Consider the following 23,534-nt stretch of genomic DNA (forward strand, 5'->3'; position numbering starts at 1 on the left):
ATGATTAAAAAGTTGTATGAGTTAAAAAAGACTCAAGTAGATAGAAAGTTAATGGAGAAGGGACAATTAATGAGTCAAATTGATGCAATTGATACAGAGCTTTCTATTACTCAAGCAAAAATCAATACAACTGGGGTTCAACCTCATGGAGCAATTTCAGATTTTACAATTTTACAAATGCATAAAAATAGTATGAAACTTCATATGAGTAAATTAAAAGTAAAAAAGACAAATTTACAGAAAAAATATGAAGTAGTAGTAAATGAGCTTATAGAACTTCAAAAAGAGAGTGAGCAGTTTGATTATCTTTTGCAAGAAGAAAAAAAACAGAAAATAAAAGCTGTATTAAAAGCAGAAGAAGACGCTGCAGCAGAGTACATGCAAAGTAAGTATATAAGGGGTTAACTATAAAATGCTAAGTAAGATATTTTTTATTTCATGTTTTTGTACAACATTATTATTTTGTGCACAAGAGAGTACATCGGATTTTATAAAACAGAAAATTGAAATAAGAGAATTAAAAAAAGAGTTAAACGATTTTTATAATAAAAAAGAAACTGAATATAAACAAAGAAAAAAAGAGTTACAAGATATATTAACAAAAATTGAAAAAGATAAAGAAGAGATAAAAAATACAAGAGATAGTAATTTAAAAATATTACAAGATATTAAAGGAGAAGTGTCATCTAAAACTTCAAAAATCTATAACAATATGAAACCAAAAGTAAGTGCCCAAATTTTTGATAAAATGATAGAAGAGGGAAATATTCAAGATGTATTTGATATTATCTTGAAACTTAAAGAGAAAAAAGTTACTCTAATATTGAAATTTTTAAATGTAAATAATGCTTCACAATTAACACTAATGTTAAAAGAATATGCTAAAAAAAATATAAAAGGATAGGTTTATGGCAGAAGAAGAAAATAGCGTACCTGCAAAAAGTGGTGGAAAAGGACTAATGATAGTCTTAATTATATTAGTTGTAGTACTTTTACTTGCAGTAGGTGCAATGGGATACTTTATGCTTACAAAAGGCTCATTATCAGAGAACTCAAATGTACAAGAAAATGCAAAAGAACAAAAAGATTCTAATACACAAGAGACTTATAGAGCTGCAATAAATGATTTAGTTTTAAATATTACTAATTCAAGAGGAAGAGAAAAGTTAATGAAGTTATCTTTTACTATTACAAGTACAGAGCCAACTATTGCGCAAATTTTTGAAAATCATAAACCTGAAATAGTAGATATTGTTATTTCTCAAATTAGTGCAAGAAGTTCAGAAGAACTATTAACTGTTGGGGGTAAGGCACTATTAAAAGAAGAATTGATTGATGAAATAAATTCAGTAATAAATGAAGTGAATGCATCAAATGAAGATATTAAAAAAGATAGTATTAAAAATCTTTATTTCACTACTTTTGTAATTAAATAATTAATAAGAGGATTAGTATGATAATAGCAGTAAAAAGAACATCTAAAAAAAGATTGATAATAAAAATTATATCAATTTTTGCTGTAATAGCTATGTTTGTAGCTTACTATTCTCATATGAGCGATAAATTTACACAAGATGCAAAAAAAGAAAAATTGGAAAAAATGTCTCAATCAAAATCCCAATTAGAGAAAAAAAGAAAAAGCGAGATAGAAAAAATTATCTATAGAGAAGTTGAAAGTGCAGTTGATTTAGTAGGTCAATTAAATGTTAGAAATGTAAAAATTATTGGCAATAGAATTGTGATAGTTTGTGACCCTGATACTAATATAGATGCTTTAGTTGTACGATATGGGACTATGGCTTTAGTAAAAAGAACAATAGATGATATAAAAATTGCAATAGATTTAAAATATGTAGTTGAAAGTAAGTATAATGAAAATAATTAGTTTAATAATAACTACCTTTGTGGTATCTGTACTTTTTTCAGGTTGTATTGCAACTCCTGAAACATTAGATTTTTCAAAACCAAAAATGCAATTACCAAAACCTAAAAAAGAAGTAAAAAAGAAAAAAGGCTCTTTATATACAAGAAAAGGACCTTCATTATTTGCAGATAAAAAAGATCTACAAATTGGAGATATCATTCAAATTAGAATTGATGAATCATTAAACTCAGATACTAAAAATAAAAGAGAGTTAACAAGAAGTGATGATACAAGTTTAGGTGGCGGACTTTTAACTCCTATGAGTGGGAATGTTCTTGGTGGAACTGTTGGAAAAGTTGCAAATAAGTTTAATAGATCAGCAGGTGTAAGTTTTAACTCTACTAATGAAAGTAAAAATAATGGTGAAGCAAAAACAACGCTAGATGAGTCTTTTTCTACTACAATTTCTGCTATAATAGAGCAAACATATAGAAATGGCAATTATTATATAAGAGGTAATAAACAGTTATTAATTGATGGACAAAAACAAGAATTAATAATTACAGGAGTAATTAGACCATATGATATTACACCAGATAATAGTATTTCTTCTTCTCAAATAGCAAATTTAAAAATATTATATGTCAAAAATGGAGAAGAAAAAGATGTAATGCATACTCCATGGGGAACGCAATTATTACAAAAGATCTGGCCTTTCTAAGCTAAAATTAAGAATTGTAATGCAATAATTAGTTAAATTATTGCAAAAGGAGTATATTATGCTAAATTCATTGAATGTAGCCCAAACTGGTTTAGCAGCTGCAAAAATAGCAGTTGAAAATGTTTCTAATAATATAGCTAATGAAAATACTCCTGGTTACAAAAGAAGAGTAATTGATCAATCTGAGTTACCTCATAATGACTCTAGATTTTATGGGCGTGGAGTTCAAGCAAGTGCTGCATATAGAATTACATCAACTTTTATGTCTCGTAATTTAATATCTGAAACAACAAGAGAAGCTTACTTTAATCAAAGAGGTGAGATGCTTGGTAATATAGAAACAATTTTTAAAGAGACTGATGAAAGTGGTATCTCAAAAGACTTGACTAGATATTTAGATTCCCTTGAAAATTTAAGATCAAGTCCTACTTCAGAAATATATAAATCAGATGTAAAAACTCATGCAGAATTACTTATTAATAATCTTAAATCTACTTATTCTGACATAGAAAAAGCAGAAGAGTTAACAAAACAATCTATGAAAGATAATGTTGATGCAGTTAATTCAATATTAAAAGAGATTGGAAAATTGAATGCGCAAATGGCAGAAACAAAAACTGCATCAAATGATTTATTAGATAAAAGAGATCAATTAGAATTAAATTTAGCAAAATATGCAGATATTGATTCAGAAGTTATAAATGGAACATATACATTAAAAATAGGTAATGTTGTTGCAATTGGGAATAATACTGTGGTAAGAGATATAACAGTTGAAGATTATTATTCTCCACAACAAGATAGATTTATAAAAGATGATGGAAAGACAAGTTCTCTATTAGATGGAATAACTTTTGATAATGAAGATACTATTACGTATAAATTAAATAATAAAGATCAAGTAAGTGTTCAATATGGTGAGGGAATAGATGAAGATGGAGATGGAAGCATTGATTTTAATGTGGATGAAACTAATATTGTAAGAGCATTAGTAAGTAAAATTAACAGTGATCCAGAGTTATCAAAAACTGTAAAAGCTTACAATGGTACTTATACATCTCAATCTGATGGTTCTAAAACAACTGATGATTCTAAAGATAACTATTTATTAATTGAGTCAATAGTAGCAGGAGAAAAAGGCAAATTTTCAGGACATATTCAAGTTACTGAGCAAACGGATGCTACTGATGCTTCTACTATTACATCTAAAAATTCATTATTTAAAAATGAGTACCAAAGTAATGAAGGACGAAATAGTGTTCAAGTATATTCAGCAGATGCTCCAATTGAGTTATCTTCAGGTATATTAAAATCACAAGCAGAAAATTTGACAACAGATTCTGCTAATAATAGATTTACACTTTATAAAAATAAGTTAGATGCCTTTGCTCAAACATTAAGTGATATTACAAGTAGTTATGTAAAAACTGGTACAGATAGTTATGTAAGTGGTCAAATTTCAACTGATAATTATACAGGGAATCAAAATGATATTCAATCAATTAATCTTTTTTCGGGTGGAGATGTTAAAACGCTTAATTTTGATGATCAAGGACTTGATAATTTAAGTCAAGCAGATCTTGATTATTTGGCTTCTCTTCAGTGGAAAAAAGATATTTCTTTTGAAGGTAAAGGACAAGATGTTCCAGGTGCAAAAGCAACATCTTTTGCAGAGTATTATCAAGATGTAAGAGTTACTGTATCTTCAGATAAAGAGACTGCAGATCATCAGTTAAATACTCAAAAAGCAGTTAAACAATCAGTTCAAAGTAGTTATGATGAATTGGTAAAGGTTGATAAAGATGAGGAGATGTTAAGTCTAATCAAATTTCAATCAGCATATACTGCAAATGCAAAAATTGTTACAGTCGTAGATGAAATGCTACAAACTTTATTGGGAATGAAAAGATAATAAAAGGAGTCTGTCATGGCTGAAGGAATTTTAGGATTAGGAACAGGACAATCTACAGGTTTAAGTCAAGAACTGATTGATAAGTTAAAAGCAGCAGAACGAAAAGGACAAGTTGAACCTTTAGAAACTGATTTGAAAAATTTAGGATTAGAAAAAGAAAAACTTGCAGATATTAGAACTAAATTTAATGCATTATTAGATGCAATTAAACCTTTTGACCTTTTTGTATCTGGGGGAGTTAATGCATTTAATCAAAAAGCAGCTTCAACTACAGGAAGTTCAGTTGTTTTTGATGCTCCAGATGTAGCATCATTAAAAGAAGGTGTTACAACAGTAGATGTAACACAATTATCACAAAAAGATGTTTTTCAATCTAATACATTTACAATGGAAGACTTAAATAGTGATACCCCTCTTGATGCAGGTGACTTTACAATAGAAATTGGAGGAGAAACTCATACTTTTGATGCTCCTAGTTATTTTGGATTAGTAAATAGAATTAATGATGCAAATATTGGAGTTACTGCTTCAATAGAACCTACTGGTCCTGATAGTAATAGAATAGTAATTAAAAGTGATGGAGCTGGTACAGAAAATGCTATAAAAATAAGTGGACCAGCAAGTCAAGTTTTAGGTTTTACTACTGACGGAACAACAGAGAATCCAGCAAGTCATACATTAGTTGCAAAAAATATGAAAGCAACAGTTGATGGAGTAGAATATGAAAGTTCATCAAATGATATTACAGTTGATGGAGTGCTTAAAATAACTGCTGTTACTAAAGGTACTTCTTCTATTAATATTACAAAAGATACAAATGCCTTTGTTGATTTATTAGATGATTTTGTTGCAAAATATAATGATTTTACAAGTAGTTTAAATGAAGAACTTGTTGATCCACAAACTAATATATCAGATAAATCTTCACTTAGAAACTTATTATCTGGTGTTAAAAATAGAATCATGGGTGAATATGGTGGCACAGGAGAAGATGATAAAAAATCTTTATTCATGTATGGATTTCAATTAGATTCAAAAGGTAAATTAAGTTATGATAGTGGTGAATTACAAAAAGCTATTGATAAAGATTTTGATGGCTTACAAGAATTGTTTATTGGAAAAGCTGAAAGTAAAGGTTTAGGTACAAATTTAAAAGAATACATGGATGATGCTACTTATGATAATGGTATTTTACATGAATATGATGATTATTTGACAGATAGAGAAAAAACCTTAACAGAAGAAAAAGATAAAGCAGTTGCAAAATTAGATTTAAAATACTCAACATTAGCACAACAATTTGCTTCATATACTGCAATTATTACTAAAATGGAAAGTTCATTTTCAGGATTAAAACAGATGATTGCTCAATCAACTGCAAGTAATTAATAGTCAAAATAATTTTTTGACTATTAGTTCTCATAACTAATTTTAAGTTAATATATAATATACTAAAGTCTTTAAGAACTAGAACTTTTGGAGTTATTTAATGGGAATTGAAGCATACCAACAACAAAATGCTGTATCTGATGATCCTTATGTATTGATATTGAAATTATATGAGGGTTTATTAAAATACTTATCTTTTGTAAAAAATGCTATGGAGAATGGCGAGATTGAGCAAAAGTTTAATTATATAAACAAATCTATTGCTATTTTTGATGAATTAAGGAATGTTCTAGATTTTGATGGTGGAGATGTAGCTTACTATCTTGATGGATTATATCTTTATCAAATAGAAACACTTTTTTCAGCAGGTGTAAATGATAATATAAACTCTATAAACCAGGTTATGAAAGTAACTCAAGGTTTAATTGACGCATGGAAAGACGAAACTGGTCTTTAGAAGCGTTGAGTGAGTTAAGATATATTGACTCACTTGATTCTTATGACAGAGCTCAACAACTTATTTATTGGAATAATAAATACCTTACTTCAAATGAAATTACTGATTTTGATTTGGAATTAAAAGATTTAGAAGAATTATCAGAACTTTTTTTTAAAAACATAAATTTTTTAAAAAAATATAAAGAGATTGCAAGAAAAGAATTAAATAACGTTGTAAAGTTAAAAGAGTTTGCTAAAAATAAATAAATTAAAAAATATCTATTTTAATATTTTCACTGCCAATATAACTTCTACATAGTTTTGGAATTTTGCTTTTTCTACAATACTCTTTAAACTCTTTTTTCATGGGAAGTGTTATATAAGGACAAATCCAAATATAATCATCAATCAAAGAAACTGAGAATTTATTTGAAATAACTGATTCTTTTTGCTTTAAAATTTCTTCTCTTTGAGCACTAGATATTAAAATACCCATTTTTTTTAGATGTTTATCTATTACTTTAATATTTAGATTATTGTCATTTGTTTTTTTAAATATATATAATTTTTTTTGTTTGAAAATTGGTTCAAAATCTATATTTAAAGAGTTTAAATCACTTTGTAAATATTTGAAGCTATTTGAGACACCATTTTTAAACTCATTTAAAAATTCATTTGAAAATTTGTGTCTAAAATAATTTCTTTTATATTTGTTTTCATAGTTTGATTGATCAACAAAATATTTTATATTATTTTTCTTTAAGTAATTTTCTAATTCATCTTTACAAATATCTAATAATGGTCTTATTATTGTATAATTTTGTTTTTTTTGGACTCTTTGAAGTCCTAATAATTCAACTAATCCAGCACCTTTTGATAATTGCATTAAAAACCATTCAAGTTTGTCATTTAATTGATGTGCAGTGATTAGATTTTTATAGTTATTCTCTTTTATTATTTTTTCAAAAAAACTGTATCTAATATCTCTAGCTTTTTTTTCAAAATTACTTCCTTTTAAATGAACATCTTTTAAATATATATTTTTATTGTATTTAGAAGCTAAATATTTTGCATAGTCAACTTCTTCTTTTGACTGTTCTCTTAAATTATAGTTTACAATTGCAATATCAAAAGAGATTTTATTTTCATAAAGTAAAAAAAATAGTGCAGTTGAATCAACACCAGCAGAGAATGCTAATAGATTTCTACTTGATGTAAGTTTTGATAAGTCTAGTTGCATTTCTCAATAACTGTAGCTAATAATTTGTCACCAGCTAATTGTGTAGCTTTTACTTTATATCTTTTCCCAAATTCAATTTGTTCATCTGTTTCATTGTCATTGATATAAATTTCACCATCAATTTCAGGCGCCCAAATAGTTTTTCTTGCACTTAATAAATATTCATGTTCATCACTTTGGTTATCAACATAAACTTCAAAAGTTTTTCCAATCTCATTTTCAAGTGAAATCAAAGTAGTATCTGCAATTATTTCACCAAGAGTTTCTGCTCTTTGATCAATTATCTCTTGAGCTACTTTATTTTGATTTTCATATGCAGTTGTTCCTTCTTCATCTGAATAAGAGAATACATTTGCTCTATCAAATTTAAACTCTTCTACATATTTGCATAACTCTTCAAAATCTTCTTGTGTTTCTCCTGGGTGACCTGCAATAAAAGTTGTTCTAACAAATGAATTAGGTTTTGATTTCATATGTGACATTAATTCTCTTAATTTTTCTACACCTTTTCCTCTTTTCATTATCTTAAGCATAGAAGCACTTATATGTTGTAAAGGCATATCAAAGTAGTTTTCAAAAACTTTTGAATCAGCAATTTTGTCTATTAAATCTAATGAAGTAGTTGATGGATACAAATATAAAATTCTAGCTGTTTTAATACCTTCTATATTTTCTATTTCATTTATTAAATCAATAAGTCCATCTTTGTGCCCTAAATCTCTTAAAAATGATGAAGAATCTTGTGATACAAAAGAAAAGTCTACATATCCTTTAGCTACTAATGATTTTACTTCTTTTACAAGTGATTCTAAAGTTCTTGAATGAAGCTTTCCTTTGAAGCTAGGAATTGCACAAAATGAACAGGCTTGATTACATCCTTCACTTAATTTAACGTAAGCATGATAATTTGAACCAGTAATTACTCTTTCATTTGTATCATTTGCTAAAAATACTTCATTTTTAAAGTTTGATTGTTTTTGTTGAACTAGTTCATCAATCCTATCATAATCACCAACTCCTGTAAAAACATCAATTTCTGGTAACTCTTTTTGAAGTTCTTCTTTATATCTTTCACTTAAACATCCAGCCATAACTAATACTGAATCTTTTTTTCTTTGCTCATGTAGATTTAAAATAGTGTTAATACTCTCTTCTTTTGCACTATCAATAAATCCACATGTATTTACAATAATAATATCTGCATTTTCATTATCATTTGTTAGTTTATATTCACTTAATTTACCAAGCATTACTTCTGAATCTACTAAGTTTTTTGTACAACCTAAAGATACTAAATGTAGGCTTTTTTGTGGTTTCTCTTTGGAAAAATTCATATACTTCCTATAACTTTTTTCGCAATTTTATCATAAAATATGAAAATCAACAAATATTTAAACCCATAGGTTATCAAGTAGTCTTGTAGAATTAAATCTTGCAACTACTAAAATAATTGTATTTTTTAATTCTACTGTATTTATTGGTTCAAAGTTTTTATTAACTACTTCAATATATTCAATATCCAAATCACACATTACTTCTTTCATTGCATTTTTAATAGTTTTTACATCAAACTCTTTTTTCCCAATTAATTGTCCAGCTTTTGTAAGTGATTTAGATATTTTAAGTGCTTGAACTCTTTGTTCTTTATTTAAATAAACATTTCTACTACTTAGTGCAAGTCCATCTTTTTCTCTTACTATATCACAAGGAATAATATTTATATCTAAAAATAGATTTCTAACCATTTGTTGTATTAATGACAGTTGTTGTGCATCTTTTTTACCAAAATATGCATTTGTAGGTCTTGTTAAATTAAAAAGTTTAAGTACCACTTGTAACACACCATCAAAATGTCCTGGTCTACTTGCCCCTTCTAAAATATAACTTTTATTAGGAGCTTTAATTAATACTTCTTCTTTTTCATACATAGTTGAAGACTCAGGCATAAAAAGATAATCAACTTTGCACATTTCACATATTTTAATATCAGCTGCATCTTTTTTAGGATAGTTATCTAAATCTTCACCTGGTAAAAATTGTGTTGGATTTAAAAAAATTGATACTATTACAATCTTATTTTCTTCTCTTGCACGTTTTATTAATGATATGTGACCATCATGAAGTGCACCCATTGTTGGAACAAATCCAATTTTATCTTTTTTAATAGTTTTTCTTATTTGTTTTAATTCTTCAATAGTTTTTAATATTTTCAAGTTTTTCCCTTAATTGTTATTATAATTAGGATTTAATTTCAAAAGAATTACATCAGCTAGTATATTACCAAGTAGAGTTAAAAAGGCTGTAATTATCAAAATTCCCATAATTACAGGATAATCATGTGCTAATGCACTTTTATAAAAAAGTAATCCCATTCCATCAATAGAAAAAATTGACTCTAAAATAACACTACCTCCAATAATTCCTGGCAGTGATAATCCAAGAAGGGTTATAACAGGAGGGTATAAATTTGGTAAAATATAGTATCTTAAAATCTTTTTTTTACTAAGTCCTCTTGATTTTGCATAGAAAATATAATCTGTTTTAAGTATTTCAATAACAAGTGATCTTACGTATAAAGTAAGACTTCCTATTCCTGCAAAAACAATTACAAAAATTGGCAAAATAAGATGCCAAATAAAATCCAAATAATAAGTTAAACTTCCATCATTTTTAACAGAGTGAACTCCTGCAATTGGGAATATTTTAAAATTAACTGCAAAAATTAAAATTAAAATTAATGCCAAATAAAAAGAAGGCATTGAAAAACTTAATAACGATAATTGTGTTGTAACTTTATCAAATAACTTACTTTTATTTAATGCAGCTTTTATTCCAAGATACAATGAAATAATAAATATTAGTATCATGGATGAAATATTTATTATTAATGTAATTGGTAATCTTTGCAAAATCTCATCTTTTACTAAACTGCCACTGGCAAAAGATATTCCAAAGTTTAAATGTAAAATAGCTTTTAGCCAAGATATATATTGCATATAAAGTGGTTTATCAAGTCCATATATTGCTTTAAGGTTTTCTATAGATTCTTTTGTAATATTTGGATTTAATTCACCACTAGCAAAGAATGAGTTTGGTGCTAAGTTTATTGCCAAAAAAGAGATGACACTAATAATAAAAAGCATAATAAATAAATAAAATAGCTTTTTTAATAGTATTCTCATTCTTCTTTTTTTCTCTCTTATTAACTGGATTATTATAAATAATTTTATATTTAGTATCTAAAAAAAGTAGATTTTCATATAAAAATGTATTTTATCATTTTTTCAATTATTTTAAGGTCATTGAACATTTTTATTTTTATTTTTTAATTGTTAAATAAAAAATCTAGTATAATATTTAATAATTTAATAAATGGAATTAAAAATGTTAGGTATTGATGTAACTTCAGTTGATAGAATAAAAAGAATGTTTGAAAAGTTTGGAATAAAAGCTTATCAAAAGTTTTTAAGTGAAGAAGAGATAAAACTTATAAAAAGAGCTGAAACAGCTGCAGGTTTTTGGGCAGCAAAGGAAGCTGCAAGTAAAGCAATCGGAACGGGTATTGGAAAAGAGTGTGGATTTCATGATATAAAAATATCAAAAGACGAATTAGGTGCACCAAAATTAAAATATAAAAAACACATAAGAAAAAAGTTTAATATAAAAAAATCTCATCTTTCAATAACACATGATGCAAACTTGGCAATTGCAGTAGTAAAAAATAGTAAAAAGAAAAAATAACTATTTTTTACTTAGATATCTTTCTAAAATAATTTTAGCTGCAAGAGAATCAACTCTTCCATCTCTTTTATATTTTATCTCACCTTTCATCATCTCTTCTGCTTCAATAGAACTCATGTTCTCTTCACAATATTCAAAAGGAATATCAAGTTCTAGAAGATTAACAAAATGAGATATTCTTCTTTGCATCTCTTCACTAGCACTTGGAAAACCAACAATTAGTTTATCTATCTCCCACTCTTTTAAAAATGTATTTATTTCATTTGCTGCTTGATTTCTATTTTTTCTCAAGATTGCATCTTTTGGTGTTACAATATTTGAAGTTAAACAAATTGCAACACCAATTCTTTTCAATCCAATATCAATACTTGCTAGTTTCAAGATAGTATCTCATCTGCTAAGTCAAATTTATTTGCTGTCATTAGATGAATTTTTGGATGAAGTTTTTTTATATTTGAAAATAGATCTTTACTTAATTGCATACCAACTTTATACTCCTCTTCAGGAGAAATTTGATTTGCCATTTCTAATTTATCTATCCAATTTTGTGGTACATGAATACCTGGAACTTGTGCAGATAAAAATAGAGCAGTTCGAAGTTTTGTTATAGGAAAAATTCCAAAAATAAGTTGTGCTTTTTTCTTATTTCCAACTACTCCTTCTTTTGCTTCATTAAAAGTTTCTAAAAGTTTTTTTGCATTGTCTAATTCAAATACAGGCTGTGTAATTATTCCCATTGCTCCATTTTGAATTTTTGTATGCATTTTCTTTTCAAGTGAAGAAAAACTTCTTGCATATGCATTTGTTACAGCAAATGGATAAATTTGTTTAGGTTCAATTTTAAAAGGATGACCTGCTATATCCATTCCATAATTAAATGATTTTATAATTTTTAAAAGCATTGATGAGTTTGATTCAAATACACCTTTTGCATGTGGTTGATCACTCATTTTTGCTGGATCCCCTGTAAGTGCTAAAATAGCTCTAACATCAAACTCATTTGCACCAAGTAAATCAGCTTGAAGTGCAATTTTATTTCTATCTCTCATACTCATTGTAGCAATTACAGGTTTATTAAACTCTTGTTGTAATCTTAAACTTGCAAATAGTGCATTGTATTTTAGTTTTGCAAGTGGATTATCTGTTGCTGAAAAACCATCAACTCTATTTTGTAAATCAAATTTTTTAATTCTTTCAATAATATTATGCATTATTGGCTCGTGTTGAGGTGTTGTTTCTAGTGTAAGATACTTATCTTCTTGAAGTTTTTGTATAAGGCTTTGAAACATTAAAAAACTATCCTTTTAGTATATTTTAGGTATTATTATACCTTTTAAAGATTAAAAGTATTTATTATAGCAGGGAAAAGACGATGAAATTAGCAGTTTTTGATTTTGATTCTACACTTATGGATGGAGAAACAATAGACTTTTTAGCAAAGCCACTTGGACTTGAAAAAAAAGTTGCAAGTATAACAAAAGAAGCAATGGCAGGAAGATTAGATTTTTTTGAATCATTAGTTGAAAGAGTATCTTTGCTTAAAGGATTAGAGTACCAAAAAGCAGTTGATATTTGTAAAGATTTACCACTTATGCCAGGTGCTTATCAAACAGTTCAAGAATTAAAAAAAATGGGTTATAAAGTAGTTTGTTTTTCAGGTGGTTTTAGAATAGGAACAACTCCTGCAAAGGAAAAACTTGGGCTTGATGCAGATTTTTCAAATATTTTGCATGAAAAGAATGGAATATTAACTGGTTTAGTTGGAGGAGATATGATGTTTGGTTTTTCCAAAGGTGATATGATTCAAAGAGTTCAAGCTATGCTTGGAGTATCAGTTGAAAATACATTAGTAGCAGGAGATGGTGCAAATGATGTAAGTATGTTTCCATATGCATCTAAAAAAGTTGCATTTTGTGCTAAAGATGTGCTAAAAAAAGAAGCAAATATAATTGTAGATAAAAAAGATTTGACACAAATCTTAAATCATATATAAATAGTAAGCATTAAAGGAACGAAAATGAGTTTAAAAGAGAATATTAATTTTTCATTGTGGTGTGATTTTATTGAAAGAGATTTTTTAGAAAATAGATTTCAAGAGATTATTAATGATAATATAATTTATGGAGCAACTTCTAACCCAGCAATTTTTGAATCTTCAATTACAAGTTCTCTTGCTTATAAACAACAAATTGATATGTTAAAAGCAAATAGTTCAAAAACTATATATGAAGAATTAGCTATCAAAGATATTAAAAGAGCAGCAGAATTATTAAAACCTTTATATAAAGAAAATAACAATGATGGATTTGTATCTTTAGAGGTTGATCCAACATTGTGTGATGATGCCCAAGGTACTATTGATGAAGGGCTTAGACTTAACTCTTTAATTGGTTATGATAATGTTATGATTAAAGTACCTGCAACACAAGCTGGATATGTAGCAATGAAAGAGTTGACAAGTCAAGGTATAAATGTTAATGCAACACTTATTTTTTCAAGTGAACAAGCTATAAAATGTGCAAAAGCACTAAATGAAGGAATAAGAGAATCAAACAAAGATATCAAAGCAGTAATTTCTGTATTTGTATCAAGATTTGATAGATTATGCGATGATTTAGTTGTATCTAAAGGTTTTAAAAAAGCAAAACTAGGGATTATGAATGCAACAAAATGTTATCATGAAATTAATAAATTTGAAAATGATAATATTAGAACTTTATTTGCAAGTACTGGGGTAAAAGATGATGAGTTATTACCAAGTTATTATGTTGATAGTCTTTTGTATCCAAACTCAGTAAATACTGCTCCTTTAGGAACAATTGAAGATTGGGTAAATGATGGACAAAAAGAGCCTGCTCAAATTCCTTCATTAGATGATTGTGATGAATATTTTGCAACATTATCAAAAGAGGGAATAAATATTGATGAGGTTTCACAAAAATTATTAAACGATGGATTAGAAGCGTTTAAAGTTTCATTTAGTGATTTATTAAATAAGTTAGCAAAATAGCCGTAAAGACTACTTTCTTAAGAGAAATTTTGCTAAACTTTGTGCAATCAGAATAAGAATAAAAGGGTTTATAATGAATAATTGGAGTCCAAGTAGCTGGAGAGATTTTCCTATAAAGCAACAGCCACAATATAAAGACTTAGAAAATTTAGCAAAGGTTGAAGCAGAATTATCTTCATATCCTCCACTTATTTTTGCGGGAGAAGCAAGAAGTTTAAAAAGTAAATTAGCAGATGTTGTAAATGGAAAGTCTTTTTTACTTCAAGGTGGAGATTGTGCTGAGTCATTTAATGCATTTAATGCAAATAATATAAAAGATTTATTTAGAGTAATGATGCAAATGGCAGTTGTTTTAACATTTTCAGGGGGTTGTCCTGTTGTAAAAGTAGGAAGAGTAGCTGGTCAATTTGCAAAACCAAGAAGTGCAGATTTTGAAGAAATAAATGGAATCTCTTTACCTTCATATAGAGGAGATATTGTAAATGGTATTGACTTTGATGAAAAAGAAAGAATTCCAAAGCCTAAAAAATTACTAAAAGCATATAATCAAAGTGCTTCAACTCTTAATTTACTAAGAGCATTTGCAAGAGGTGGTATGGCAGATTTAAATAAAGTACACTCTTGGAATTTAGATTTTGTTAAAGGTAATACTTTAGGTGAAAAGTATGAACAAATAGCAGATAAAATTTCAGAAACTCTTAAATTTATGCAAGCTTGTGGAATTAATTCTGCAAATTCGCATCAATTAAGAGAGACAACTTTATATACTTCTCATGAAGCATTATTATTAAATTATGAGCAAGCATTAACAAGAAAAGATTCATTAACTGGTGATTGGTATGATTGTAGTGCACACATGTTATGGATTGGTGATAGAACAAGAGGTTTAAATGATGCTCATATTGAATATTTTAGAGGTATAAAAAATCCAATTGGTTGTAAAGTAGGTCCTTCAATGAAAGAGGATGAACTTATAGAATTAATTGATAAATTAAACCCTGAAAATGAAGCAGGAAGATTAAATTTAATTGTTAGAATGGGTGCAGAAAAAATTGCAGATAATTTCCCAAAACTTTTAGCAAAAGTTAAAGCTGAAGGTAAAAATGTATTGTGGTCAAGTGATCCAATGCATGGAAATACAATAAAAACTGATAATGGATTTAAAACAAGAGATTTTGAATCTATTTTATCAGAAGTAAAACAATTTTTTCAAATTCATAAAGCTGAAGGTACATATGCAGGTGGGATTCATTTAGAAATGACTGGTCAAAATGTAACAGAATGTACAGGGTCTTGTTCTTCTGCAATTACTCAAGAAGGGTTAGCAAGTAGATATCATACTCAATGTGATCCAAGATTAAATGCTGATCAAGCATTAGAATTATCTTTCATGATAGCTGAAACATTAAAAGAAGCTAGAAAAGATTTAATAATATAAAAAGAGGTTAATTCCTCTTTTTAAAGAAAAATATTTTTATATTCTTGCTCATCAAAACCTACAATAACTTTATCATTATACTCAATTACAGGTCTTTTTATAAGCATTGACTCTTTACTAAGCCATTGTTTTTTACCTTCTTCATCAAGGTTTAAATCTTTTAGTTTTAAGTTTCTATATGTAGTTCCTCTATTGTTAAATAGTTTATCAATAGAAGAGTTATCTACCCAATGATTAATCATAGAAGATGTAACTTCTTGCTTTTTAAAATCAAAAAAATCTACTTCAAAATCATGTTCTTTAAAAAATTTAAGTGCTTTTTTTACACTATCACAGTTTTTTATACCATATACTTTTATCATAGGTTACTCAATAATTTTTGGTACTACAAAATATCCATTTTCAGATTTTGGAGCATTTTCTAAAATTTGTTTAGATCTTTCTAAATCGTGTTGAGCAATATCTTCTCTTAATGGAGTTCCACCTTCAACTGTATTAAATGTTGCATCAATATTACTAACATCAATTTCATTTAGGTTTTCAACAAAGTTTATAATATCTGCAAGTTCACTTTTTAAACTCTCTTTTCTTTGCTCATCAATCTCTAGACTTGATAGTTTTGATAGCTTTTCTATTAGTTTATCATCAACTGTCATTTTTTCCCTTATTTTTGTTTTCGGTTTAAAATTTTTTAAATTATATCTAAAAAGAGTTTAGTCTATACTAACGCCTCTTTTTTCATAAAATTCTTTTCTAAATTCACTCCATTTACCTTCTAAAATAGCTTGTCTTGCGTTTCTCATTAATGTTAAATAGTAATTTATATTGTGAATTGATGCAAGTCTAAAATATGTAATTTCACCTGCTCTAAATAGATGATTTAAATATGCTTTACTAAAATTCTTACAAGTATAACAATCGCATTCTTCATCAATAGGTGTTGGATCTTCTTTGTATGTTGCTTTTTTTATATTTACTCTTCCAAAACTAGTAAATAGTGTTCCATTTCTTGCATTTCTAGTTGGCATAACACAATCAAACATATCTACACCTCTTTGGATATTTTCTATTAAATCTTCTGGTGTTCCAACTCCCATTAGATATCTTGGTTTATTCTCAGGTAAAAATTGTGTTGTCCACTCTACTGTTTCATACATCTGCTCATTTGGCTCTCCTACACTTAATCCACCAATTGCATATCCATCAAAATCCTCTAAAGCGCTTAGTTGCTCAGCACTCATTTTTCTGAACTCTTTGTCTGTCCCACCTTGAACAATAGCAAATATATTTTGATTTACACCAATTCCTTTTTCTTGTTGTTCTTTATGGTAAGTAATAGCTTCTTTTGCCCATTTTGTAGTTCTTTCAATAGATTTTTTAATTCTTTCTTTAGTATTTGGTAGAGCTACTAAGTCATCTAAAATCATCATAATATCACTACCTAATTCATATTGAGTATCTAAAACACTTTGTGGTGTAAAGTAATGTTTGCTTCCATCAATATGAGATCTAAACATAATTCCATTTTCATCTGGTTTTGAATTATCACTTAGTGAGAAAGCTTGAAATCCTCCACTATCAGTTAAAAATGAGTTTGGGAATTTTGAAAATCCATGAAGTCCACCAAATTTTTTGATTAGCTTGCTACCTGGTCTTAAGTATAAATGGTAAGTATTCCCAAGTATAATCTTTGCACCCATAGTCAATAAATCATTGGCATCAAGTGCCTTTACAGTTGCTTGTGTTCCAACAGGCATAAATACAGGTGTTGTAATAGTACTATGAGCTGTTTTAATTGTACATGCTCTAGCTTTGTTTTGTGTTGCATCTATTTTAAATTGCATATAAAAAAATCCTTTTAAAAAACGCACATTATATCAAAAATCAAGTTTAATTTATATTTTGTATAAAAGATATGAATTTTCATACAAAATTAAAAAAATAAATAAAATTAAAATTTAGAAGATTTAGATATAATATTTTTTATGAAAAAGATACTCGTAATATTAGATGGTATTGTTGCAAAGAACTTAATGCAAAGGATAGTTGAAACTAATACAGGTGAAAACTATTATGATATTATATATGTTAATGATGCAATAATCCCAGAGCAAAAATTATCAAATTTTACATTTTATAAATTTGATCCAACATCAAAATCAAAACTTGCAATGGTTTTAGATAAAAATATTCATTATGAAGTGTTGATTGTTCTTAATTCAAAAGATGATATGTTAAGTGTAATTAGTAATATAAAATCACATAAACACAACTTACAAATGAATATTTTAGATTATTGGAATTTGGAGCTTGAAGACCCCTATGTTAATGTATATAAAGGAATAGAAGTTTTAGCAAATGGAATGGTTGAAAGACTTCCAAATATTCCTGTAATTGCACAAAATATAGGATTAAAGCACGGTGAAATTATGGAAATAAGAATACCTTTTGGTAGCTCTTATGCATATAGGTATATAGGTTCTATTGAGCAAAAAAATTGGAGAATATTTGCATTATATAGAAATGAAAAACTAAAAGATTTAAAGCCATCTTCTATTTTAAAACCAAATGATATTATTTTAGTAATTGGTGAACCAAAAGTATTAATGCAAGTTTATAGTGCTATTGGTAAAACAAGAGGACAATTTCCAATGCCTTTTGGACATAATATATATTTGTATCTTGATTTATTTTTGATGAAAAAATCAAGAATAGAAAAAGCAGTATACGAAGCAAAACATCTAAATAAAAAACTTAAAAATAGTAAGTTAATTATAAGAATCACAAGACCAACAACAGTTGGAATTATGAATATGATAAAAAGTAAATTTAAAGATGATTCAACAGTGATAATTGAAATAGATTATCACAATTTAGGCTTTAGAAGAATAAGAAAAATGGATTTTAAAAAGTTTGATATAGGTATGCTTATGTTAACAAATGAGATGTTTAAAATAAAAGATATCTCACTTGAGTTAATGCAGTTAAAAATGCCATTGTTTAAACTAGGGAAAGAGCCTGTTGGAGCTACAAAAAATACTCTTATTTTATTAAATGATACAAAATCATACGAACAAATATCTCCTATTGTTTTTGATATTTCTAGTCAATTAAAAACAAAAACAAAAATATTTGATATGGATCCAATAGAAGAAGAAGATAAATCAAAACTTTTAGATCATTTTGAAAATTTATCAAAAATTTTCAGTCAAAAAATAGAAGTAGTATCTTGTGAAAAAAATCCTATTAGAGAGTTAAGAAAAGAAGAGAATATTTTACAAATCTTGCCATTGAAAAAAAGTATGTTTCATAAACGATTTTCTTGGAGTTTTTTATATACAAACTCAGACTTATTATCATTTGATATGGCAAAATATAATCAACTATTAATACCTGTTATTGAAGATTAAAGGAAATAAATGAATTTTGAGATTTATCCATTTGAAAAATTAAATAAATTATTACAAGGAGTTACACCAAATAGTGAATATGAACTATCTTCTTTAACTATTGGTGAACCACAATTTGAAACACCACAGTTTATTCAAGATGAATTAAAAGCTAATTCAACATTATTAAAAAAGTATCCAGCAAGTGCAGGATTACCAGAATTAAAAGAATCAATGATTGGTTTCTTTTCAAAAAGATTTAATGTTCTTTTAAATCAAGAGCAAATAATCCCGACTTTTGGTACAAGAGAAGTGTTATTTAACTTTCCCCAATTTTCACTTTTTGATAAAAAAAATCCTGTTATGGCATTTACAAACCCATTTTATCAAATATATGAAGGTTCAGCAATTGCAAGTAGAGCAGAAGTTATTCATATTAATTTAGATGATTCAAATGAATTTAAAGCAAATTTGAGTGATGAAGAGTTGAAAAAATGTGATTTAGTTGTATTAAATTATCCTAATAATCCAACTTCAGCTGTTATGTCTATTGATGAATTAGCTGTTTGGGTTAAAAAAGCATTAGAATTTAATTTTATATTAATAAACGATGAGTGTTATAGTGAGATATTTTTTGATGAAGCAACAAAACCACCGTCACTACTTGAAGCAAGTATAAAAGCTGGAAATGGTGAGTTTAAAAATATTTTAGTAATGAACTCAATTTCAAAAAGAAGTAGTGCTCCTGGTCTTAGAAGTGGTTTTATAGCTGGAGATACGACAATTTTAAAAGAGTACCTAAAATATAGAACTTATGTTGGATGTGCTAGTCCTGTTCCTTTACAAAAAGCTGCAGTAGCTGCATGGAATGATGAAAAACATGTAGAAGGATTTAGACAAATATATAGACAAAATTTTCAAATTGCAAAAGAAATTTTAGGAATAAATCCTCCAGTTGCCACATTTTATATTTGGTTAAAAGTAGATGATGAATTAGAGTTTACAAAAAAACTATATGAAGAAAAAAGTATAAAAGTTCTACCTGGGAGTTTTTTAGGAAGAGAAGGTATGGGAAAAGGTTATGTAAGAATTGCACTTGTAGAAAATGCCATAAAAACAAAAGATGTTTTAAAGAGATTGAAGGATTTTATTGATGACTAAAGAGGAACTAAATGAAGCAAGAACTAATCCTGATTTTTTAAAATATTTAGAAGAGACAAGAGTTGATGCAATAAGCCAAGGTAATATATCTGCATTGTATGAAGTTTTAGATTCTATGTTGATACTTGATTTACAAGAAGAAAAAATTAATGAAGTTTATGAAAATATTCTAAAAATTACTTTTTCAAAAGTTGATGAAATTGTAAATAATGGTAGAAAATTAAAATTTGAAGGTGATGAATTATTTTATATTAGAGCTTTTTATGAATTTGCAATAGAAAAATGGAGTTATGGTGATATGGATTCAGCAAAACAACTTTTCTTTGTTCTTTCAAATATTGTGGATGATAATAAATTAGTGGATGCTTTAAATGTTCATTTGATAAATTTGAATAAAAATGTGGATTTAGACTCATTTTATGAAAAAAATGTAGATTCTAAAAATGTTGAAGATGAAAAATATGGTTATTTTATCGTAGATTTTACTTTTGAAATAGAAAAATACTTAAACGAAAATGCTCAAATTTTAGAGCAAGAGTATGAAAAATTAAAATATTTATTGGATTAAATTGATGAAAATATATTTTATTGGAATTGGTGGAATAGGACTTTCTGCACTAGCTAGATTTTTGAAAAATGATGGGCACGATGTTAGTGGTTCAGATATGAAAAGTACACCAATAACAAAAGCTTTAAAAGAAGAAGGTATAAAAGTTTTTTGTTCACAAGAAGCTTCAAATATAAGTGAAAATTTAGATTTAGTTATTTATTCAGCTGCTGTTACAGATGAGAACCCAGAACTAATTGAATCAAGATTAAAACAAATAAGAACGCTATCTAGAAAAGAGGCATTACCTATTATTTTAGGTGATAAAAAGAATTATTGTGTTGCAGGTGCACACGGTAAAAGTACAACAACTGCAATTTTAGCTTCAATTTTAAATAGTTCAGCATTAATAGGTGCAATATCAAAAGATTTTAATTCAAACTTTAGGTATATAAATGATTTAGTTGCTTTTGAAGCAGATGAATCTGATGCAAGTTTTTTATTATCAAACCCTTATTGTTCTATTGTAACAAATGCAGAACCTGAACATATGGAATATTATCACTATGATTATGAAAAGTTTTTTCAAGCTTATGAAAAATTTATTAATTTATCAAAAAAGAATGTCTTAAATGGTGAAGATAAATATATAAAAAAATTAAATATAAAAAATCCAAATTTTTTATATCCTAGTAAAGATATACGAAATTTATGTTTTTTACTAAAAAATGCAGAACCATATACTAAATTTGATTTAAAAGATTTAGGATCATTTGAAGTTTGGGGATTTGGTTATCATGTAGTAATTGATGCATCTTTAGCAATATTAGCAGCATTAAATGAACTTAATATTGAAGTAATAAGAAAAAATTTATTAAATTATAAAGGTATCAAGAAAAGATTTGATATTGTACAAAAAAATGATAATTTAGTTGTAATAGATGATTATGCACATCATCCAACTGAAATTGAAGCAACAATAAAATCGGTTGAAGTTTATGATAATCTTACAAATATAAATAAAAGAGTAGTTATATGGCAACCACATAAATATTCTAGAACAAAAGACAATTTAGAAGGTTTTAAAAAATGTTTTAGAAGATGTGATGAACTTATTATTCTTCCAATTTGGACAATTCCAGGAGAACAAAAAATTGATATAGATTTTGAAAAAGAGTTTGATTTTTATAATCCAATTTTTGCAGATAGAATTAATTCAAAAAATGGCGCAATTGAAATAATAAAAAATGAAAAAATTATTCAAACATATACTGAAGGTATTATTTTAGGTGTAGGTGCAGGTGATATTACATATCAATTAAGAGGAAAATAGATTAATAATTCTAAGTAAAACTAAAGGCTAAAAGTATAAAATAATTATTATAAGTGAAAGTAGGGCAGATATATGAAAATATTAATAAGAGATTATATCAAGAAAGAATCATCATCTGGAGTAATTTTAATATTTATTACAGTGTTGGCATTACTTTTCCAAAATAGTTATTTTTCAAGTGAATATAATACACTATTAAAAACACAAATTACTTTTGCTTTTGGTGATCTTCTTTTAATACAAAAACCATTGATACTTTGGATAAATGATGGTTTAATGACAATATTCTTTTTATTAGTAGGTTTGGAAATAAAAAGAGAGTTACTTGCTGGACATTTATCATCAAAATCAAAAATAGCATTACCTGCAATAGGTGCAATAGGTGGTATGGCAATACCTGCAATTATTTTTACTGTTTTTAATTATGGTGATGATTTTTCTATGAAAGGCTGGGCAATTCCAACTGCAACTGATATTGCATTTGCATTGGGAATTTTATCTTTACTTGGAAAAAAAGTACCTGTTTCTTTAAAAATCTTTTTAATGGCACTTGCTATTTTTGATGATTTAGGCGCTATTTTAATTATAGCTATATTTTATACTAGTGATTTATCTATTCTTTCTATTTTCGCAGCTGTCACTTGTACTATTGTTCTAATCATAATGAATAAATTAAAAATTATTAGACCAACTGCATATATTTTAGTTGGTATTATTTTATGGATTTCTGTTTTAAAATCAGGAGTTCATGCTACTCTTGCAGGTATAATTTTAGCATTTACTATTCCAATAGCACTCAAAGATGAAAAAAATAAAACTATTTCACCTTTAAAAAATTTAGAAAATAATCTACATTTCTGGGTTGCATATTTTATTTTACCAATTTTTGCATTTGTAAATGCTGGAGTAAGTCTAAAAGGATTATCTTTTGAGCAATTATTTAGTAATGTTTCTTTAGGAATTATGCTAGGATTATTTTTAGGAAAACAATTGGGTGTAATGAGTTTTGTTTTTATTGCAGTAAAATTAAAAATTGCAAAACTACCTAAATGTACAAATTGGATACAAATGTATGGAGTCTCAGTTTTAACAGGAATTGGATTTACGATGAGTCTTTTTATAGATTCATTAGCATTTCAAGATTCCGATGTTTATGCATACACAGATAAATTGGCTATTTTAATAGGATCAATAGTTTCAGGAATTGTAGGGTATTTGATATTAAGATATACAAAGACTAAAAAGCTTTGCGATTTATAGTTTTATTTAATTATCATATTTAAAAAATCTTATTGAGTTTTTTTAAACTTAGTTAAAGTAAAATAATATAAACTTAAATAAAAAAGGGCAA

At 27.0% G+C, this 23,534-nt stretch carries 27 protein-coding genes; 18 read left to right on the forward strand and 9 right to left on the reverse strand.

The features are described from left to right. The 9 genes from CRU93_RS02505 (at window position 1) to CRU93_RS02545 (ending at window position 6,591) form a co-directional block, all read left to right on the forward strand. The gene (locus CRU93_RS02505; protein ID WP_129102610.1) at window positions 1-405 is read left to right on the forward strand and encodes a hypothetical protein; all 405 of its coding nucleotides are present in this window, start codon (window positions 1-3) and stop codon (window positions 403-405) included. A 7-nt stretch (window positions 406-412) separates the two neighbouring features. After that, window positions 413-904 (forward strand): MotE family protein, encoded by a 492-nt coding sequence (locus CRU93_RS02510; RefSeq protein WP_129102611.1) that lies wholly within the window; start codon window positions 413-415, stop codon window positions 902-904. A gap of 4 nt (window positions 905-908) precedes the next feature. Further along, window positions 909-1,436, forward strand: coding sequence for a flagellar basal body-associated protein FliL (gene fliL / locus CRU93_RS02515; protein WP_129102612.1), 528 nt, complete (start codon window positions 909-911; stop codon window positions 1,434-1,436). 17 nt (window positions 1,437-1,453) lie between these two features. Further along, window positions 1,454-1,885 (forward strand): hypothetical protein, encoded by a 432-nt coding sequence (locus CRU93_RS02520; protein ID WP_129102613.1) that lies wholly within the window; start codon window positions 1,454-1,456, stop codon window positions 1,883-1,885. Next, the gene (locus tag CRU93_RS02525) at window positions 1,872-2,585 is read left to right on the forward strand and encodes a flagellar basal body L-ring protein FlgH (protein ID WP_258238809.1); all 714 of its coding nucleotides are present in this window, start codon (window positions 1,872-1,874) and stop codon (window positions 2,583-2,585) included. Before CRU93_RS02520 ends, CRU93_RS02525 begins: the two co-directional genes overlap by 14 nt. A gap of 58 nt (window positions 2,586-2,643) precedes the next feature. After that, window positions 2,644-4,497: a flagellar hook-associated protein FlgK gene (locus tag CRU93_RS02530; RefSeq protein WP_129102707.1), complete on the forward strand. Its 1,854-nt coding sequence runs from the start codon at window positions 2,644-2,646 to the stop codon at window positions 4,495-4,497. 15 nt (window positions 4,498-4,512) lie between these two features. Next, window positions 4,513-5,886, forward strand: coding sequence for a flagellar filament capping protein FliD (gene fliD / locus CRU93_RS02535; protein WP_129102614.1), 1,374 nt, complete (start codon window positions 4,513-4,515; stop codon window positions 5,884-5,886). 100 nt (window positions 5,887-5,986) lie between these two features. Next, window positions 5,987-6,343, forward strand: coding sequence for a flagellar export chaperone FliS (fliS, locus tag CRU93_RS02540; RefSeq protein WP_129102615.1), 357 nt, complete (start codon window positions 5,987-5,989; stop codon window positions 6,341-6,343). Further along, entirely contained in the window at window positions 6,319-6,591 is a 273-nt protein-coding gene (locus tag CRU93_RS02545) for a hypothetical protein (protein WP_129102616.1), read from the forward strand. Before fliS ends, CRU93_RS02545 begins: the two co-directional genes overlap by 25 nt. A gap of 1 nt (window position 6,592) precedes the next feature. Here CRU93_RS02545 and tilS read toward each other — a convergent pair whose 3' ends face one another. The 4 genes from tilS to CRU93_RS02565 are packed head-to-tail and all read right to left on the reverse strand — an operon-like array spanning window position 6,593 to window position 10,746. Continuing rightward, window positions 6,593-7,564 carry a tRNA lysidine(34) synthetase TilS gene (tilS, locus tag CRU93_RS02550; RefSeq protein ID WP_129102617.1) on the reverse strand — a complete coding sequence of 324 codons (972 nt, stop codon included), beginning with the start codon at window positions 7,562-7,564 and terminating at the stop codon, window positions 6,593-6,595. Further along, a complete protein-coding gene (rimO, locus tag CRU93_RS02555) occupies window positions 7,555-8,898 on the reverse strand; it encodes a 30S ribosomal protein S12 methylthiotransferase RimO (RefSeq protein ID WP_129102618.1) in 1,344 nt (447 codons plus the stop codon). The genes tilS and rimO overlap by 10 nt, the downstream gene beginning before the upstream one ends. A 57-nt stretch (window positions 8,899-8,955) precedes the next feature. Then, the gene (gene panC, locus CRU93_RS02560; protein ID WP_129102619.1) at window positions 8,956-9,777 is read right to left on the reverse strand and encodes a pantoate--beta-alanine ligase; all 822 of its coding nucleotides are present in this window, start codon (window positions 9,775-9,777) and stop codon (window positions 8,956-8,958) included. Between the two features lie 9 nt (window positions 9,778-9,786). After that, on the reverse strand, window positions 9,787-10,746 hold the full coding sequence (locus CRU93_RS02565) for an ABC transporter permease (RefSeq protein ID WP_129102620.1): 960 nt from the start codon (window positions 10,744-10,746) through the stop codon (window positions 9,787-9,789). Window positions 10,747-10,948: 202 nt separating this feature from the next. Here CRU93_RS02565 and acpS point away from each other — a divergent pair, with 202 nt between their 5' ends. Further along, window positions 10,949-11,305 carry a holo-ACP synthase gene (gene acpS, locus CRU93_RS02570; RefSeq protein ID WP_129102621.1) on the forward strand — a complete coding sequence of 119 codons (357 nt, stop codon included), beginning with the start codon at window positions 10,949-10,951 and terminating at the stop codon, window positions 11,303-11,305. Here acpS and ruvX read toward each other — a convergent pair whose 3' ends face one another. Together ruvX and CRU93_RS02580 are read right to left on the reverse strand one after the other, a co-directional pair. Beyond that, window positions 11,306-11,686, reverse strand: coding sequence for a Holliday junction resolvase RuvX (gene ruvX / locus CRU93_RS02575; protein ID WP_129102622.1), 381 nt, complete (start codon window positions 11,684-11,686; stop codon window positions 11,306-11,308). It abuts the gene before it with no gap. Continuing rightward, entirely contained in the window at window positions 11,683-12,594 is a 912-nt protein-coding gene (locus CRU93_RS02580) for a methylenetetrahydrofolate reductase (RefSeq protein WP_129102623.1), read from the reverse strand. The genes ruvX and CRU93_RS02580 overlap by 4 nt, the downstream gene beginning before the upstream one ends. A gap of 59 nt (window positions 12,595-12,653) precedes the next feature. On the opposite strand from CRU93_RS02580, the gene serB reads away from it, so the two are divergent. From serB to CRU93_RS02595, 3 genes are all read left to right on the forward strand, one after another. Further along, the gene (serB, locus tag CRU93_RS02585) at window positions 12,654-13,298 is read left to right on the forward strand and encodes a phosphoserine phosphatase SerB (RefSeq protein WP_258238815.1); all 645 of its coding nucleotides are present in this window, start codon (window positions 12,654-12,656) and stop codon (window positions 13,296-13,298) included. 24 nt (window positions 13,299-13,322) lie between these two features. Beyond that, window positions 13,323-14,315, forward strand: coding sequence for a transaldolase (locus CRU93_RS02590; RefSeq protein ID WP_129102625.1), 993 nt, complete (start codon window positions 13,323-13,325; stop codon window positions 14,313-14,315). 70 nt (window positions 14,316-14,385) lie between these two features. Next, window positions 14,386-15,753, forward strand: a complete 1,368-nt coding sequence (locus CRU93_RS02595) for a class II 3-deoxy-7-phosphoheptulonate synthase (protein ID WP_375153641.1) — start codon at window positions 14,386-14,388, stop codon at window positions 15,751-15,753. 20 nt (window positions 15,754-15,773) lie between these two features. Here the strand turns inward: CRU93_RS02595 and CRU93_RS02600 are convergent, their stop codons facing one another. From CRU93_RS02600 to tgt, 3 genes are read right to left on the reverse strand one after another with little or no spacing between them, the layout of a single operon-like run. Continuing rightward, window positions 15,774-16,115, reverse strand: coding sequence for an arsenate reductase family protein (locus CRU93_RS02600; protein ID WP_129102627.1), 342 nt, complete (start codon window positions 16,113-16,115; stop codon window positions 15,774-15,776). A 3-nt stretch (window positions 16,116-16,118) separates the two neighbouring features. Further along, window positions 16,119-16,409: an Asp-tRNA(Asn)/Glu-tRNA(Gln) amidotransferase subunit GatC gene (gene gatC, locus CRU93_RS02605; protein WP_129102628.1), complete on the reverse strand. Its 291-nt coding sequence runs from the start codon at window positions 16,407-16,409 to the stop codon at window positions 16,119-16,121. A gap of 57 nt (window positions 16,410-16,466) precedes the next feature. Further along, window positions 16,467-17,597 carry a tRNA guanosine(34) transglycosylase Tgt gene (gene tgt, locus CRU93_RS02610; protein WP_129102629.1) on the reverse strand — a complete coding sequence of 377 codons (1,131 nt, stop codon included), beginning with the start codon at window positions 17,595-17,597 and terminating at the stop codon, window positions 16,467-16,469. Between the two features lie 141 nt (window positions 17,598-17,738). On the opposite strand from tgt, the gene CRU93_RS02615 reads away from it, so the two are divergent. The 5 genes from CRU93_RS02615 to nhaA all read left to right on the forward strand — a co-directional run bounded on the left by CRU93_RS02615 (window position 17,739) and on the right by nhaA (window position 23,443). Next, a complete protein-coding gene (locus tag CRU93_RS02615; protein WP_129102630.1) occupies window positions 17,739-19,163 on the forward strand; it encodes a COG3400 family protein in 1,425 nt (474 codons plus the stop codon). 9 nt (window positions 19,164-19,172) lie between these two features. Further along, window positions 19,173-20,303 carry a succinyldiaminopimelate transaminase gene (locus tag CRU93_RS02620; RefSeq protein ID WP_129102631.1) on the forward strand — a complete coding sequence of 377 codons (1,131 nt, stop codon included), beginning with the start codon at window positions 19,173-19,175 and terminating at the stop codon, window positions 20,301-20,303. Then, window positions 20,296-20,871 (forward strand): hypothetical protein, encoded by a 576-nt coding sequence (locus tag CRU93_RS02625; RefSeq protein WP_129102708.1) that lies wholly within the window; start codon window positions 20,296-20,298, stop codon window positions 20,869-20,871. Before CRU93_RS02620 ends, CRU93_RS02625 begins: the two co-directional genes overlap by 8 nt. A gap of 4 nt (window positions 20,872-20,875) precedes the next feature. Next, window positions 20,876-22,183 (forward strand): UDP-N-acetylmuramate--L-alanine ligase, encoded by a 1,308-nt coding sequence (gene murC, locus CRU93_RS02630; protein ID WP_129102632.1) that lies wholly within the window; start codon window positions 20,876-20,878, stop codon window positions 22,181-22,183. A 72-nt stretch (window positions 22,184-22,255) separates the two neighbouring features. Next, a complete protein-coding gene (gene nhaA, locus CRU93_RS02635) occupies window positions 22,256-23,443 on the forward strand; it encodes a Na+/H+ antiporter NhaA (protein WP_129102633.1) in 1,188 nt (395 codons plus the stop codon). Window positions 23,444-23,534 lie beyond the last annotated feature (91 nt).

Origin of the sequence: Arcobacter sp. CECT 8985 (genome assembly GCF_004116495.1) — a bacterium.
Lineage (GTDB): Bacteria > Campylobacterota > Campylobacteria > Campylobacterales > Arcobacteraceae > Malaciobacter.

Excerpts from the sequence above, each read along its gene's own strand:
- tgt (WP_129102629.1), bottom strand. The coding sequence starts at position 17,597 with ATGCAATTTAAAATAGATGCAACACAAAACAAAGCTAGAGCATGTACA.
- fliD (WP_129102614.1), top strand. The coding sequence starts at position 4,513 with ATGGCTGAAGGAATTTTAGGATTAGGAACAGGACAATCTACAGGTTTA.
- CRU93_RS02530 (WP_129102707.1), top strand. The coding sequence starts at position 2,644 with ATGCTAAATTCATTGAATGTAGCCCAAACTGGTTTAGCAGCTGCAAAA.
- CRU93_RS02545 (WP_129102616.1), top strand. The coding sequence starts at position 6,319 with ATGGAAAGACGAAACTGGTCTTTAGAAGCGTTGAGTGAGTTAAGATAT.
- CRU93_RS02625 (WP_129102708.1), top strand. The coding sequence starts at position 20,296 with ATGACTAAAGAGGAACTAAATGAAGCAAGAACTAATCCTGATTTTTTA.
- fliL (WP_129102612.1), top strand. The coding sequence starts at position 909 with ATGGCAGAAGAAGAAAATAGCGTACCTGCAAAAAGTGGTGGAAAAGGA.
- CRU93_RS02520 (WP_129102613.1), top strand. The coding sequence starts at position 1,454 with ATGATAATAGCAGTAAAAAGAACATCTAAAAAAAGATTGATAATAAAA.
- CRU93_RS02620 (WP_129102631.1), top strand. The coding sequence starts at position 19,173 with ATGAATTTTGAGATTTATCCATTTGAAAAATTAAATAAATTATTACAA.
- CRU93_RS02510 (WP_129102611.1), top strand. The coding sequence starts at position 413 with ATGCTAAGTAAGATATTTTTTATTTCATGTTTTTGTACAACATTATTA.
- CRU93_RS02525 (WP_258238809.1), top strand. The coding sequence starts at position 1,872 with ATGAAAATAATTAGTTTAATAATAACTACCTTTGTGGTATCTGTACTT.
- acpS (WP_129102621.1), top strand. The coding sequence starts at position 10,949 with ATGTTAGGTATTGATGTAACTTCAGTTGATAGAATAAAAAGAATGTTT.
- fliS (WP_129102615.1), top strand. The coding sequence starts at position 5,987 with ATGGGAATTGAAGCATACCAACAACAAAATGCTGTATCTGATGATCCT.
- murC (WP_129102632.1), top strand. The coding sequence starts at position 20,876 with ATGAAAATATATTTTATTGGAATTGGTGGAATAGGACTTTCTGCACTA.
- CRU93_RS02600 (WP_129102627.1), bottom strand. The coding sequence starts at position 16,115 with ATGATAAAAGTATATGGTATAAAAAACTGTGATAGTGTAAAAAAAGCA.
- CRU93_RS02590 (WP_129102625.1), top strand. The coding sequence starts at position 13,323 with ATGAGTTTAAAAGAGAATATTAATTTTTCATTGTGGTGTGATTTTATT.
- rimO (WP_129102618.1), bottom strand. The coding sequence starts at position 8,898 with ATGAATTTTTCCAAAGAGAAACCACAAAAAAGCCTACATTTAGTATCT.
- CRU93_RS02615 (WP_129102630.1), top strand. The coding sequence starts at position 17,739 with ATGAAAAAGATACTCGTAATATTAGATGGTATTGTTGCAAAGAACTTA.
- CRU93_RS02580 (WP_129102623.1), bottom strand. The coding sequence starts at position 12,594 with ATGTTTCAAAGCCTTATACAAAAACTTCAAGAAGATAAGTATCTTACA.
- CRU93_RS02505 (WP_129102610.1), top strand. The coding sequence starts at position 1 with ATGATTAAAAAGTTGTATGAGTTAAAAAAGACTCAAGTAGATAGAAAG.
- CRU93_RS02565 (WP_129102620.1), bottom strand. The coding sequence starts at position 10,746 with ATGAGAATACTATTAAAAAAGCTATTTTATTTATTTATTATGCTTTTT.
- tilS (WP_129102617.1), bottom strand. The coding sequence starts at position 7,564 with ATGCAACTAGACTTATCAAAACTTACATCAAGTAGAAATCTATTAGCA.
- nhaA (WP_129102633.1), top strand. The coding sequence starts at position 22,256 with ATGAAAATATTAATAAGAGATTATATCAAGAAAGAATCATCATCTGGA.
- gatC (WP_129102628.1), bottom strand. The coding sequence starts at position 16,409 with ATGACAGTTGATGATAAACTAATAGAAAAGCTATCAAAACTATCAAGT.